13 protein-coding genes are annotated in these 14,972 nt (G+C 50.6%); 12 read left to right on the top strand and 1 reads right to left on the bottom strand.

Going from position 1 to position 14,972, the window contains the following annotated elements; translation table 11 throughout:
- Positions 1-80: 80 nt before the first annotated feature.
- The gene (gene flgA / locus CJA_RS09430) at positions 81-851 is read right to left on the bottom strand and encodes a flagellar basal body P-ring formation chaperone FlgA (protein ID WP_012487550.1); all 771 of its coding nucleotides are present in this window, start codon (positions 849-851) and stop codon (positions 81-83) included.
- A gap of 205 nt (positions 852-1,056) precedes the next feature.
- Here flgA and CJA_RS09425 point away from each other — a divergent pair, with 205 nt between their 5' ends.
- From CJA_RS09425 to flgK, 12 genes are all read left to right on the top strand, one after another.
- Positions 1,057-2,019 carry a chemotaxis protein CheV gene (locus tag CJA_RS09425; RefSeq protein ID WP_012487549.1) on the top strand — a complete coding sequence of 321 codons (963 nt, stop codon included), beginning with the start codon at positions 1,057-1,059 and terminating at the stop codon, positions 2,017-2,019.
- A gap of 74 nt (positions 2,020-2,093) precedes the next feature.
- Positions 2,094-2,969 carry a CheR family methyltransferase gene (locus CJA_RS09420; RefSeq protein WP_012487548.1) on the top strand — a complete coding sequence of 292 codons (876 nt, stop codon included), beginning with the start codon at positions 2,094-2,096 and terminating at the stop codon, positions 2,967-2,969.
- A gap of 302 nt (positions 2,970-3,271) precedes the next feature.
- The gene (gene flgB, locus CJA_RS09415) at positions 3,272-3,673 is read left to right on the top strand and encodes a flagellar basal body rod protein FlgB (RefSeq protein ID WP_012487546.1); all 402 of its coding nucleotides are present in this window, start codon (positions 3,272-3,274) and stop codon (positions 3,671-3,673) included.
- A gap of 34 nt (positions 3,674-3,707) precedes the next feature.
- A complete protein-coding gene (flgC, locus tag CJA_RS09410; protein ID WP_012487545.1) occupies positions 3,708-4,154 on the top strand; it encodes a flagellar basal body rod protein FlgC in 447 nt (148 codons plus the stop codon).
- A gap of 16 nt (positions 4,155-4,170) precedes the next feature.
- Positions 4,171-4,866, top strand: a complete 696-nt coding sequence (locus CJA_RS09405) for a flagellar hook assembly protein FlgD (RefSeq protein ID WP_012487544.1) — start codon at positions 4,171-4,173, stop codon at positions 4,864-4,866.
- A 36-nt stretch (positions 4,867-4,902) separates the two neighbouring features.
- Entirely contained in the window at positions 4,903-7,314 is a 2,412-nt protein-coding gene (locus CJA_RS09400) for a flagellar hook-basal body complex protein (RefSeq protein ID WP_012487543.1), read from the top strand.
- A gap of 240 nt (positions 7,315-7,554) precedes the next feature.
- On the top strand, positions 7,555-8,298 hold the full coding sequence (flgF, locus tag CJA_RS09395) for a flagellar basal-body rod protein FlgF (protein ID WP_041551405.1): 744 nt from the start codon (positions 7,555-7,557) through the stop codon (positions 8,296-8,298).
- 44 nt (positions 8,299-8,342) lie between these two features.
- On the top strand, positions 8,343-9,128 hold the full coding sequence (gene flgG, locus CJA_RS09390) for a flagellar basal-body rod protein FlgG (RefSeq protein ID WP_012487541.1): 786 nt from the start codon (positions 8,343-8,345) through the stop codon (positions 9,126-9,128).
- 14 nt (positions 9,129-9,142) lie between these two features.
- Positions 9,143-9,832, top strand: coding sequence for a flagellar basal body L-ring protein FlgH (flgH, locus tag CJA_RS09385; protein ID WP_012487540.1), 690 nt, complete (start codon positions 9,143-9,145; stop codon positions 9,830-9,832).
- Positions 9,833-9,877: 45 nt separating this feature from the next.
- Positions 9,878-10,981 (top strand): flagellar basal body P-ring protein FlgI, encoded by a 1,104-nt coding sequence (locus CJA_RS09380; protein WP_041551402.1) that lies wholly within the window; start codon positions 9,878-9,880, stop codon positions 10,979-10,981.
- Positions 10,982-12,118: a flagellar assembly peptidoglycan hydrolase FlgJ gene (gene flgJ, locus CJA_RS09375; RefSeq protein WP_012487538.1), complete on the top strand. Its 1,137-nt coding sequence runs from the start codon at positions 10,982-10,984 to the stop codon at positions 12,116-12,118.
- 4 nt (positions 12,119-12,122) lie between these two features.
- Complete coding sequence (gene flgK / locus CJA_RS09370) at positions 12,123-14,894, top strand: flagellar hook-associated protein FlgK (RefSeq protein ID WP_012487537.1); 2,772 nt, start codon at positions 12,123-12,125, stop codon at positions 14,892-14,894.
- Positions 14,895-14,972: the final 78 nt, after the last annotated feature.

The following is a 14,972-nucleotide window of genomic DNA, read 5'->3' as shown; positions in this document are numbered from 1 at the left end:
GGGCGCTTACTTCTGCTATCGGCCGCTTTAGCAAATACTTTAGCAACTTATTTACAAAATCCTGTTGCGCGATTGGCCTGTTAACGTGCACTGACTTTTCCTGAAGCAACAACCGTGCCTGTTACTACGCGATCGGATTGGTTGTTTCTTACCCGTATCTTTTGTCCGAGGCGCCCATCCGCCAGGGCCGTGCCGCTGGCACTGACGTTAATACCGCCGACGGAAGACTCCAGGTCGACGGTTTCACCGCGATATATGACCTTGGGGGCATCCAGGGATGCGCTCAGAAACGGGCTTCCCAAACCGATGTTGCGTTTGACCTCCAGACCAATAATTTCTTTTGTTTCAAGAAGATAGCTTTGGCGCAGCAGGCTGATGTTGATAGTTTCCCATTGAATGTCACTTGCTGAGATTTGCTCGCCGCGAGCCAGGTCGCGCATGGCGACAGGAATAGAGCGGAATACAGAAACCTGCGCAGGGATATGTAAAGTCCAGCCACCTTGGGTCTGGCATTTCACCTGTACGCTGATATTTCCTCCAGTGCCCGAGCTGTCGCGCGGGGTAAATTCAACTGGATCGTTACAGCGGTTCAGGCGCAAGCGCCTATCCAGGTTGCCGACACTCACCTCCAGACTTCCTAAATGCTGGTAATAGGATGTCAAAAAATTGGCTGTATCCTGTTTGAGTTCTGCCAATGGGTAGAAGTGATGATTTACCACTGAGGCCTGGGTTTTATCGGGGCTAGAGCATAAAAACACCAAACTGATGAAGAGTGCGGCAAATAGCTGCCGCTGCCGGCCAATACTGGCCTTGGCGGCAAAGAAAGTTTTATAAAAACTAGGAAGTTCCATATTTTGTCCTATTCTCTCTAGGTAAGAATTGGCGTCACTGAACTTCTCCGGTGGTATATCAGAGAGCTGTCGCCAGCAGCGGTATATCGCTAAAGATTGACGCTTTAAGGCCGCTAAGCGGTGATAGTGGTAAAAAAGCAAAGACTATGCCGGTATCCCGGTTTCTGGTTGGGGCCTCTTCCCACCCTATCAATGAGGTAGCTACATGGCTGGCGTAATGGATAGTGTCAATCAGCGCACCCAGCTGGTTGGTCAAAATCGTCTCGAGCTGCTCCTGTTCCGTTTGGGGGGACAGCAGCTTTATGGCATTAACGTCTTCAAGGTCAAAGAAGTCCTGCAATGTCCGCAATTGAATGCTATTCCCGGTCGTAGTTCCGTTGTGCGCGGTGTAGCGCACATTCGCGGTGGAACCTTGCCAATCATGGATATGAATCTGGCGATTGGTAAGCGGGCGCTACCAGATATAGAAAGTTGTTTTGTCATCATCACTGAATACAACCGTACCGCCCAGGGGTTTCTGGTTCGTTCGGTCGAGCGAATTGTGAATATGAACTGGGGAGATATACACCCGCCACCCAAGGGGGCAGGTAAGGAGCACTACCTTACCGCTGTGACCCAGGTCGATGGCCAGTTAGTAGAAATTATTGATGTTGAGAAAATCCTGGCTGAAGTATCGCCAATCCGCGAAGAGGTCAGTGCAGGCGTCATCCAGGATGGCATTGCCGAGCGCGCGGTACAGCGGCATGTCCTTATCGTTGATGACTCAACCATTGCGCGCAAGCAGATCCAGCGTGTCGTTGAGGGTATGGGGATTCGCACAACCCTGAAAAAGGATGGTGCCGAAGCGCTGGCGTACCTTAAAAGCTTGTTGAAGGAAGGTAAGGACCCCTACGGTGAATTGATTATGATCATCTGCGATATTGAAATGCCGGAGATGGATGGTTATACCTTTACTGCCGAAGTGCGCAATAATCCTGAGCTTAAAAACCTGCATATTATTTTGCACACCTCCCTGAGTGGGGTGTTTAATGAGGCGATGGTGCGCAAGGTTGGCGCGGATGATTTCCTTGCCAAGTTCCACCCGGATGAGCTGGCCCGTCGTGTCAATGATCGTGTATTGGCAATGACCGGTGAGAGCCTCTTGCCTGCGGTTCAACCAGGCGCCTGATCAACCTGTATAGGTCGCGATACCGGGAGCGGATGCTCCCGGTGTTCAGGTGGTAATCCTGATTTTGGATTTTTATGATTAACAAATCCCCCCCCTTTGGTCAGCCTAACCCTCGCGATCGTATTGATCCGGGAGAGTTTGACCAGTTTCGCCAGTTTCTTGAGGACGCTTGCGGTATATCGCTGGGCGACAACAAGCAATACCTGGTGACTAACCGTATTCGTCGCATCCTGGAGGAAAACAATCTGCATTCGTTTGGCGAGCTGGTTAAAGTGCTTAAACAGGGCTTTAACCGTAAGTTGCGTGAGCAAGTCATTGATTGCATGACAACCAACGAAACCTTCTGGTTTCGCGACATCTACCCCTATGAATACCTGCGTAACACTCTTTTGCCGCAATTGATGGTTCCCAACAACCGCATGTTTGGCCCAATCCGTATCTGGTCTGCCGCCTGCTCCTCGGGACAAGAGCCTTATTCCATCAGTATGATGGTGGAGGAATACAAGCGATTGCAGATGGGTAATTTGTCCCGTCCGGTGCAGGTGATTGCTACGGATTTATCCTCTACCGTGTTAGAGCAGGCGCGCAAGGGGGAATATGACCGCCTTTCTGTGATTCGCGGTCTGACAGAGGACCGCCTGGATCGCTATTTTGACAAGTTGTCTGATAATACCTGGCGTGTTAAGTCTGCCATCAAGGAACGCATTGAATTTAGGCCAATGAATTTGATGGACTCTTATGCTGTGCTGGGTAAATTCGATATTGTGTTTTGTCGCAATGTACTGATTTATTTCAACGCGGAACTCAAACGTCAGATTTTGCAAAAAATCCATGCGTCCCTCCGTCCGGGAGGCATTCTCTTCCTGGGTTCTTCAGAAGGATTGGCCGGTGTAGCTGATCTGTTTGAAATGGTTCGCTGCGAGCCAGGTATTGTTTATCGCGCTATCTGACCTGTGTCCTGCCTGTCATTATCCTTTTCTTTATCTTCTAAAACGCCTTAAGCATTTTGCCTGCTCCCACCTGTTGAAGGGTGGGGCGTTGCTGCGCAGGTACATTATAGGCGACAGGCATATCGGCCATCCTGGCGGTAATCTCTTGCCGCTTTGCCGTTGCCGCCTTCTGTTTTAAAACCCATTTTTGTTTAAAAAACAATAAATATCAATAAGTTAATGTGTGTTGTAGGTGTTGGCACACGCATTGCTGTGGATCACTCAAGGGAAATCATCCCATTGATCGTTACAGGTAATGCCTTATGTCCATCTCTTTCGATAAAGCCCTGGGTATCCATGAATCAGCACTCAAGTTTCGCTCTGAACGCGCTTCGGTGCTGGCCAATAACCTGGCCAATATAGATACCCCCAATTACAAGGCGCGCGATGTTGATTTCAAACAGGCCCTGGGGCAGCAAATGAAAAAAGCCGAGCGCTTTGATGTGGCTACCACCAACGAAAAACACATACCCGCGTCAACATTTGTCGGTGTGGATGAGGGTTTGCTCTATCGCGTTCCCCAGCAGCCCTCGATTGATGGCAATACGGTGGAAGATCAGATTGAACATGCGGAGTACATGAAAAACGCATTGGCATTCCAGGCCAGCTTTCAATTCCTGAACAGTAAATTTTCCGGCTTGCGCTCCGCGATTCGCGGTGAGTAACGGGCAGGGTAACTGAATAAGGCGGAAACACATTATGGCACTTGGCACTATTTTCGATATCGCAGGCACTGGCATGAACGCACAAAGCCTGCGCCTGAATACAACCGCCAGCAACCTGGCAAACGCACAGTCTGCCAGCTCCAGTGTGGATGAGGTGTATCGCAGCCGCCAGCCTGTTTTTGCAGCGATTGCACAACAGGCGATGGGCAACCTTAATGGCGCTGGTTACAGCCAAAACGAGCTTGATGCCAATGCCGGTGTGCAGGTATTGGGAATTGTTGAAAGTGATGCACCTTTGCAGCGCCGTTATGAGCCTGGTCACCCCAAGGCCGATGCCGATGGTTATGTGTTTTATCCCAACGTAAATCCCGTTGAGGAAATGGCCAATATGATTTCTGCGTCGCGTTCATTCCAGATGAATGTCGAGGTCATGAATTCTGCCAAGCAAATGGTTCAGCGCGTATTGACTCTGGGTCAGTAACCGAGGGAGACAAGTGATGACAACTGTTACCGGCAATTCCAGTGTTGTTGACAACCTGAGCATTACCAAGCGTCAGGAAACCAAGCGCAATAGTAATGAATTGGGACAAGCGGCGTTCCTGGAATTAATGATTGCGCAAATGAATAACCAGAACCCACTGAGCCCTCAGGATAATACCGAGTTTGTGGCCCAACTGGCGCAGTTCAGTTCTGTAGAGGGCCTGGAGCGTTTAAATAAAAGTTTTAACAGCTTTATGTCGAACAACGCACTCCAGGCATCGTCATTGGTTGGCCGCAGCGTTAGCGTGGAGTCGGATAAGAGCACGCTGTATAGCGGTGGCATAGTGGCGGGCAGCGTAACCCTGGATTATGCGACTACCGATACGCAAATGCGTATCTATGATGCCAATGGTGCCCTGGTTCAAACTATTCCGGTTGGTGAATTGCCGAGTGGTGAGTCTGTATTCCGCTGGGATGGTCAGAATATTGAAATCAACGGCAACCTGCTGGATTGGGAAGCCGGAGATGATGCCGCTGCTGCTGGTCAATATCGCTTCGAAGTCACCGCGACCCAGAATGGCAAATCCGAGGCAATCGCAACATCGCTGAGCGCTAATGTGAACAGCGTGACCATTGGTGACAATGGCGAGCTGATCCTCAACCTGGCAGGCATAGGTGCAGTGGAAGCCAGCAAGGTTAAACAATTTAACTAGTGTCGATAAAAAACCTTTTACAGGTCGAGGTGTACTATGTCCTTTAATACAGCTTTAAGCGGAATTCGCGCTGCCAACACCGACTTGCAAGTGACGGGTAATAATATTGCCAACGCCAGCACAATCGGTTTTAAAAGTTCGCGTGCTGAATTCGGTGATGTATACACCAGCACCCTGTTGGGGGGAGGGGCCAATACGCCCGGTAGCGGTGTGACCATTCAAAATATTCGCCAGCAGTTTACCCAGGGCAACCTTAAATTCACCCAGAACGAACTGGATTTGTCGATTAATGGTGAAGGCTTTTTCGTGGTAGAAAAAAACGGTGAGCGTTTATTCACCCGTGCCGGTACCTTCGGCCTTGATAAAAATGGCTATATCGTTAATGGTACCGGCGCCTTGCTGCAAGGTTTTGTTGCCGATGCAAATGGCAATATCAGCGGTGTGTTAAGTGATTTGCGTGTTGATGTCAGCTCCCAGGCCCCTCGCCAGACAACCGCTGTGGATGCTTCATTCAACCTGAATGCCAACGAAAGTGTGCTGGAAACAACCGGCCAGCGTTTCAGTTCCAATGGTTCGGGTGTCAACGAAGCCCAGCAGGGGGCGAAAACCGCAACAACATCAACATTGAATGTGGGTGCAGTTTCTTTGGCTCCTAGCGGAAGTATCACCTTCTCTCCCAGCAATACCACGACCTTTACCCTGTATCGCACCGATCCGGTGACCTTGGCAACGACGTCGTCAACCATACAGCTTAACTCAGGTTCTGCTGCTTCTACCTCGGCGTTGGCTAACCTGATTAACTCTGCAAACTTTGATTCGCCGTCTCCTGTCAACGTGGAGGCCTATGCCGATGCAACAACGGGCGAGTTGCGTTTCCGCGACCTGGCAACAGGTGTTGCGTCGATTATTGCTGTTGAAGTCAACCCGGCTTCTGATGCCAACCCCTTAACTACGGCATTGAATGGTGCAGCTACCAGTGTCGGTGTTGCACATCCCACGGCGTTCCAGGCTGGGGTGCCGGAGGTTACCAATAATTACGGGTCCCATACCCTGGTTATCCGCAACCCGGGTGGTACGGATGTTACCTACATCAGTGAGTATGGTTCTTCTGCAGATAAAACCGCATCGGAATTAAATGCCCTGGCTGGTGTGAGTGCTACCGCTAATACCACTGCAACCCTGATAGGCAGCAGCTTCAGCAATAACGGCAGTTTCCGGTTGAATGGTGTTAACCTGACATCTACCGGCACGCCGGATATGACCGCGCTGCGCGATGAGATTAATGCACTCAGTACCTCGACATTGTTTGGTATCAGTGCCCAGCTGGATGATGCAGGTAATTTGCAGATTACCTCGGCAACCGGACGCGACCTGGACTTTTCTTTTGATGTCGGCGGCGGTGTTGCCCAAGTACAGGGAGCACAAGGTCCCGCCCAAACTGTTAATAACGCCACCGAAAAAGTAAAAATTGGCGGTGTGGTAACCGTAACCCTTCAAGAGGGCTACTCCATTAACAGTAGCCAACCTACTGTACCTGTGTATGGTGGCAGCTTGTACGGTTCTATCAACGTACCGAATTTTTTCACACCGGTACCGATTAATGCATTTGATCCCAATGATCAAAAAACCTATAACCATGCCACGTCAACAACAGTTTATGACAGCCTGGGTAACCCGCATGTAATGCGTCAGTTTTTTGTAAAGCAGGCTTATGATCCTGCCGATCCCAGCACCTCACCTAACCACTGGGTTATGTATGTGCAAATCGATGGCCAGAATGTGGGTGATCCCAATCCATCACTGCCATCGCCACAAAATACCCAGCCAACCATGGCATCATTCAATGTGCACTTTTATCCGGATGGTTCATTGAATCCCTTCGCAACCGATACCATGTTGATTTCCAACTGGACACCTTTGGGAACTGACGGGCAGCCAGTGGGAGCACTGGGGCCATTGAATGTGCTGCAAGGGGGTGGTGTTCCTGTTGTAGAGCCACCAACCAGCTCTAACTTTGAAGTTGATTTGGCCGGCAGCACCCAGTTTGGTAGTGTCTTTGCGGTGGAATCCCTGGATCAGAATGGTTATGCGACCGGACGTCTGGCCGGCCTGGATATCAGCACTACCGGTATTGTGTTTGCGCGTTTTACCAATGGTGAGGCACAAATATTAGGGCAGGTAGCCCTGGCGAACTTTGCCAGTGTTGATAACCTCAAGCCAACAGGCGATACCATGTGGACGCAAACCTTTGAGTCCGGTGAAGCTGTGATTGGTGCGCCAGGTTCTGCACAATTGGGGAATATCACGGCGGGTGCGGTAGAGGAATCCAACGTAGACCTGTCCGAGCAATTGGTTAACCTGATTATTGCCCAGCGCAACTATCAGGCAAACGCCAAAACCATCGAAACGGCTAACGCCACGACCCAGACCATTATCAACCTGCGTTAATTTCCGCGTTGATCCACCTCAGCGGCAAGCAGCGGCAGTGATTTGCCGCTGCTTTTTATTTTTTCTGTCACCTGTCTGTTTTAGCTATCGCCGTGGTTGGGAAAATGTTTTGCCAATCATGTAATTAGCGCATTTTTTATAATCAAAGCCCGTATTAATCCGACTTGGCACCCCTCTTGCAAAATCCCTCCCAGCGGCAACTCGAATGCCAGAAAATTAACGCTATGCGGAGCAAGCGCAGTGGACAGAGCCTTATTTATCGCCATGACTGGTGCCAAGCACAACATGCTGGCCCAGACCAATCGCGCCAATAATCTGGCCAACCTGAATACCACAGGTTTCCGTGCGGATTTTGAGCAATCGCGCAGTATGGGCGTGTATTACGGCGATGGCCAGCCCACCCGTGCCTATGCCTTAACCGAGTCTCCGTCATCCGATTTCACCGCCGGCCCCATGATAACGACCGGTAATGAATTGGATGTTGCCATCCAGGGGACCGGATTTATCGCCATCCAGGCGCCGGATGGTACCGAAGCCTATACCCGCGCCGGGAATATGACGATTGATGCCGCAGGTATGTTGCGCACTGCCAATGGCCTGCCGGTCATGGGCGCGGCAGGTCCTATCAATATCCCTGAAAACGAACGTGTGGCGGTGGGGGCTGATGGCACCATTTCCATGGTGGGCTTGGGGCAGGGGCCTGAAGCTATGGTGGAAGTGGCGCGTATCAAATTGGTTAACCCCGATGTTAAAAACCTTGAGAAGGGGGATGACGGCTTATTTCGCCAGCGTGATGGATTGAATGCCCAGCCCGCCGTCGATGTCACCCTGCGCGCTGGCATGCTTGAGGCCAGCAATGTGAATGCCGTTACTGAATTTACCCAAATTATGAGCCTTGCACGCCAATATGAAATGCAAGTGAAAGTGATGAAGGCCGCTGAGGAAAATAGCGCTGCCTCTACACAATTGTTGCAAATGTCTTAAGTCGATAGTCCAGCAAGGTTGTTTGCCAACCTGAGGAGAAAATCATGCACTCAGCGCTTTATGTCAGTAAGACCGGTTTGGCCGCCCAGGATCGCCAACTGGCGACGATTTCCAACAACCTTGCTAACGTGGCAACTGTGGGCTTTAAACGCGATCGCGCCATTTTTGAAGATTTGTTATATCAGAATCAACGCCAACCGGGCGCGCAGGAAACCCAGGAAACCCAACTGCCTTCCGGTTTGCAATTGGGTACGGGTGTCCGTGTGGTGGCAACCCAGAAAGAATTTACCGAAGGCAATATCCAGGTTACTGAACAAGCGCTGGATGTTGCTATTGATGGCCGCGGTTTCCTGCAAGTACTGCTACCCGATGGCACCATCGCCTACACGCGCAACGGCCAGTTACAGCTTAACGGTGAAGGGCAGGTTGTTAATGCCGATGGCTATTTGCTGGAGCCTGCCATTATTGTTCCCGAGGGAGTGAATAAAATCACCATCGGTAGTAATGGTACGGTTAATGCGTTTGCTCCCGGTGTTGCTGACCCTCAACAATTGGGTGATATCACCCTGACGGATTTTATTAATCCATCCGGTTTACAGGCTATCGGTGGAAATTTATTTCTGGAGACTCCCGCCAGTGGTAACCCGGTACAGGGTATACCCGGTGAGAACGGTATGGGCAGCTTGAAGCAGGGTATGTTGGAAAGCTCCAATGTGGATATCGTGGAAGAGATGGTGAATATGATTACCACCCAGCGTGCCTATGAAATGAATTCCAAGGTTGTTTCCACCGCAGACCAGATGTTGCAATACATTACCCAGAACCTCTAGGTGAGTGACTGATTATGAACATTCCTGCAATGTGTAAATGGTTACTGATGGTATCTGCAGTCTCGCTGTTGATCGGCTGTGGTGGCAATCGCAAACCCATTGCGGATGATCCGGCATATGCGCCTACCATTGCATCCAATATGTCAGTTCCGCAGCGCACAGAGGGCTCGCTTTACCAGGATGTCTATGGTGTCAGCCTGTTTAATGATCGCAAGGCACATTTTGTGGGTGATGTTATTACCGTTACCTTGAGTGAGCGAACTGTCTCCAGGAAATCATCCGGTGTAACCACCGGTAAAAAAAGTGGTGTGAATTTCAATGCCGGCCCGTTGCTGGGAGCAAATCCGACTATTAAAGATCGTGAGCTAACCACTACCCTGACACAGGATAGGACCTTTGATGGCAGTGCCGATGCGGATCAGAGCAACAGTTTGCAAGGCAATATCACGGTGACTGTTGCCGAGATATTACCCAATGGCAATCTGATTGTGCGTGGAGAAAAGTGGATCACCCTGAATCGTGGTGATGAATTTATTCGTATCAGCGGTATTGTGCGCCCGGAAGATATAGCACCTGATAACACGATTGTGTCTACCCGCCTGGCGAATGCCAAAATTTCCTACAGTGGTACCGGTGAACTGGCCAATGCACAAAAGATGGGTTGGTTATCGCGCTTTTTTAACAGTGATTTGTGGCCACTGTAATCGGAGCTTGTCATGTCGATGCTTGGTGTTGTAGTGAGGTTTTCTATGCGTAGTCTTTATTGGATAACAGCGATTGCCCTCTTTGCAATAAGTGTGGCAGCACAGGCGGAACGCATTAAAGATATCGCTAGTGTGGCCGGTGTGCGCGCTAACCAATTGGTTGGTTACGGTCTGGTTGTTGGCCTGGACGGCACTGGGGACCAAACCACACAGTCTCCTTTTACCGTGCAGTCTTTCAACAGCATGCTCAAACAATTCGGTATTACTGTGCCTGAAGGCGCGCGTATGCAAATGAAAAACGTTGCCGCTGTTATGGTGCAGGCAGAATTGCCGGCGTTTGCCAAACCGGGCCAGACACTTGATATTACTGTTTCATCGATTAGTAACGCCAAAAGTTTGCGCGGTGGTAGCTTGTTAATGACACCGTTAAAAGGCCTTGATGGGAAAGTCTACGCTGTGGCCCAGGGAAACCTGGTGGTTGGCGGCTTAAGCGCAACCGGTGCCGATGGCTCCAGGATTACCGTGAATGTGCCCAGTGCAGGTCGTATTCCCGGTGGGGCTTTAGTGGAGCGCATGGTCGAAACCAACTTTACCGCAGGGCAACCGATTGTTTTTAACCTCAACCGTGCAGACTTTACCACAGCAAATCGCTTGGCCCAGGCCATTAATAAATTTTTGGGACCTGACACAGCCCGCCCACTGGATGCGGTGTCAGTGATGGTGGATTCACCACAAAATCCGGCGCAGCGTGTGGATTTTATTGCCATGCTGGAAAACCTGGAAGTGACCCCCGGTGAAGAAGCCGCCAGGGTTATTATCAATTCGCGCACCGGCACTATTGTAGTGGGCAAAAATGTGCGCGTTTCCCCGGTGGCGGTAACCCATGGCAGCTTGACGGTGACTGTGGCTGAAAGCCTGACGGTAAGCCAACCCAATCCTTTGGGGCAGGGCACTACCGTAGTCGTGCCTAGTACCAATATCACCGCGGAAGAAAAGACTAACCCCATGTTCAAATTTGCACCCGGTGCCAGCCTGGATGACATAGTGCGCTCGGTCAATAACGTAGGTGCATCGCCCAGTGACCTGATGGCCATCCTGGAGGCGTTAAAGCAAGCCGGTGCACTTAAAGCTGAGTTGGTGGTGATTTAAATGTTACCTGTCGACATCAATGGCGCCATGACCAAAGCACAGGACACAGTATTCGACCAGCGTGGTATGAATGCTATTCGCGCCCTGGGGCGTGAACAAAGCCCGGAAGCCCTGCGTGAAGTAGCCAAAAAATTTGAGGCTATGTTTGTGCAGGAAATGCTCAAAAGCATGCGCGCGACCAATGAGGTGTTTGCAGAGGGCAGTTTATTTAGCAGTGAGCAGGAAAAGTTTCATCGCGATATGCTCGACCAGCAAATGTCTATCGAGTTGACCAATGGCCGCGGCTTGGGACTGGCTGATTACTTTTACCAAAATATGCTGCTGAACTATGGCAAACACCTTGGGCAGGAAACCGAAAACAGGGTTACGGCTGCATTGCCATTGGCATCGTCACCGATAACCGATGGCAAACTGGCAGACGTGGTCAAGTATCAGCAGTGGGGCGAAGCCCTGCGTACACTGGCGCCTGTTGTCGAAGAGGATGAGGCTGCCGATAGCGAAAATCGTTTGTTAAATGCGTACCACACAGGTGTTGATCGTTCAAACCTTGGACCTGTATATGCCAACCGCATCCATCCGGCCGGTGGCAAGTTGGCGGTCAGTCCTTCGCAGGAAAGTTTTGTTGCCATGCTTAAGCCCCATGCAGAGCAGGCGGCTAAGGCCCTGGATATTAATCCTGATGTACTGGTTGCGCAGGTAGCGCTTGAAACCGGATGGGGCAAGCACGTTATCCATACTCGCCAGGGTGAGAACAGTTTTAATTTATTCAATATCAAGGCAAGCAGTCGCTGGCAGGGCGATAGTGTTAATGTGGCTACCCTCGAATATAAGCAGGGTATGCCCCAATACGAGCGCGCCAATTTCAAAAAATACAGCAGCTATGCCGAAAGCTTTGCTGATTATGTTGCCCTGATGAAAAATAATGCACGTTACCAGCCTGCACTGGCAGTCGGTAAAAACTCCCCCGCTTATGCAGAGGCCCTGCAGGAGGCCGGTTATGCAACAGACCCGCAATATGCTAACAAGATCAAACGCCTACTGAAAAACGAAGCGATCAGTACCCTGTCCGGTTTGGCGCAATCTGCACAATCCCTGTTATCGCTCGCCAGCCAGGCGCGCGAGCGACTAATGGAGTAATCCCATGTCCGGTATCCTCTCCAATGCCATCTCCGGTTTACAGGCTAGCCAAAATGCATTGCGCACAGCCGGGCACAATATTTCCAATGCCAATACCACCGGATACACCCGTCAGCAGGTTGTCTATTCCACACGCCCGGAACAAAGTGCAGGTGCTGCCGGCTTTGTGGGGTCTGGTGTTACTACCACATCGATAGAGCGTATCGTTAATGATTTTGTGACTGCCCAGTTGCGCCTGGATACATCAACCTATAACCAGCTGAACACTTACAATGTCAATATCAGCAAAATTGACAAATTGTTTGCTGACACCAGCACAGGGCTCAGTGGTGGGCTGCAAACGTTTTTTGCTGCATTGCAAAATGGTGCCAATGACCCCGCCTCTACACCGGCGCGCCAGTTGATTGTCACAGAGGTTAATAACCTGAGTGTCCGCTTTAATAGTTTGTACCAACGCCTGGCGGATATTGAAAAGAGCATTAATGGCGAAGTTAAAACAATCACTAGCCAAATGACGGCACTGGCAAAATCCATTGCTGAGCTAAACCAATCCATTGCGGAAAAGCGGGCATCAGGCCAGGGAAACATGCCTAATGACCTGATGGATAAACGCGATGAGGCGTTGCGGCAATTATCCGGGCTGGTTTCCATTCAGGTGGTTAACCAGGGTGATGGGGATGTCAATGTCTTTATTGGTAATGGACAGCCATTGATCGTCGGCTCACAGGTCAGTTCTTTCTCGGTAACCAATGATGGCAAAATCCAGTTGGTCAGCAATGGCTCTGCAGCCGATATTACCAGCCAGATTTCCGGTGGCCAGATTGGCGGCTTGTTAAGTTATCGCAATGAAGTGTTATATCCGGCCCAGAATGAGTTGGGCCGGGTTGCACTGGCGATCTCTGACCAGTTCAACAAAATGCAGCAACAAGGGTTAGACCTGGACGGCGATTATGGACAGCCCTTGTTTTCGGACATTAATACACTGGATGCCATGAGCAGCCGTATTGTCCATGGCAGCAATAATGCCTTGCCGTATGATCGCAACCTGACATTGCGTATCGATGATGTTAACGCGTTGGGAGTCAATGATTATCGCTTTGAAATTATCCCCAATACCTCTAACTATCTGATTACCCGTGTAGGTGACAATAGTGTTGTCGCACAGGGCGCATTGACCGGGGCTTATCCCCAAACGATCAGCTTTGAAGGATTGACACTGAGTTTGAACAGCGGCTCTTTCCAGGGGGGCGATAGCTTCGTTTTACAACCCACTAAATACGCAGCGCGCGATATTAAATCTGTGATCAGTCGCCCGGAGGATTTGGCATTTGCATCGCCTATTCGCACCGCATCCAGCACCAGTAACTCAGGTAGTGGATTGATCAGTGCAGGTGACGTGTTGAGCCTGGTGGATATTAATGGCAATACCTTGCCGGCCTATCAGACTGCCGGTCAGCTTTCCCCGCCAATATTGATTCGCTTTACTTCAGAGACAACCTATGAGGTGCTGGATAATTCTGATCCTGCCAACCCCAAGCCACTGTCGCCTGCCTTGCGCGAGCAAATTTTTATCCCCGGTACCAGCAATGCTGTTTTCACGAGTGACATGGGGGAAACCCTGGTAGTAGGTAAGGGAAGTCGCCTTGGTTTGCCTGCCGGTCGCGAACCGCAAACGCTCGCGTCCCTGAGTAACACCATGTCCAATGGTTATTTGGCAGAGCAATTGCGCTTTACCATAACAGACCCGACAACCGGATCGGTATCCACCAAAACCCTGACAACCGTACCCGGTGCGTCAGCCGCGCAAACGGCTGCGCAAATTAGCACCATACCGGGTGTTACCGCACGCGCCTTTACCACGGCCAATATCACCAATATTCAACTCGACAATGCGGATTTCGCACCGCCAACCCAACTTTATGTGAATGGCGAGCCGCTGATTGAATACGATGCTTACGGTACCGGTTTTCAAGGTGATGTACCCAATCCCAACACCATGGGTGAAGCGGCATTTAACGATTACCTGGCCCAGCGCATTAATGCAAATCCCAATTTGCAAACCCTGGGATTGCGCGCTGTCAGTAGTACCAACCCGGTAACGGGTGCTGCGGAGTTACAACTGGTAGCGTCTTCCGGTGTCGATCTGGATATACGCCTGGTTGCTTCCGGTACTAACTCGAGCAGTATTGATGTGAACGATGGTACCGGCAACCCCAGTGTCCGCCTGGCAGGTGCAGATACCGGTGCGGGTGAGCAACAGGGGATTGTGGTGGGGGGGCGTATCGATATCACCATGGGCAATGGTGTCCGCCTGAATACATCGCCGTCCAACAGCCCCTTGTTTGGCGACAGTACTGCCAGTGATTTTGCACTGTCATCCTATATTGGATACCAGGTGTATATCAGTGGCCAACCCAAGGCAGGTGATACGTTTACAGTGGGCTTTAATACCAATGGCACTAACGACAACCGCAATGCCTTGGCGCTGGTAGGACTTGAAACCGCCAAAACCATGCAAAATGGCACCATGAGTTTTGGCGATGCCTACGGCAAGTTGGTGGAGGAAATCGGAACCCGCAGCAGCCTGTCAAAAATCAATACCGAGGCCAGTAAAAGCTTGCTTGAGCAAACCCAGTCCATGCGCGACGGAATTTCCGGCGTCAATTTGGATGAAGAAGCTGCCGACCTGATTCGCTTCCAGCAACTCTATCAGGCGAATGCGCGGGTTATTACGGTAGCGCGTGAGTTGTTTGATACGCTGCTGAATGCATTGTAAAAACCTTACCCAATCAGTTTGGATCAGTTTGTGCATGAGTCTCTGTAATTGTCTTGGTAGCGGCAATAAATTGCCGAT

This window comes from Cellvibrio japonicus Ueda107, from assembly GCF_000019225.1.
GTDB classification, from domain to species: domain Bacteria; phylum Pseudomonadota; class Gammaproteobacteria; order Pseudomonadales; family Cellvibrionaceae; genus Cellvibrio; species Cellvibrio japonicus.
This window is presented reverse-complemented; position numbering and strand designations above follow the sequence as displayed.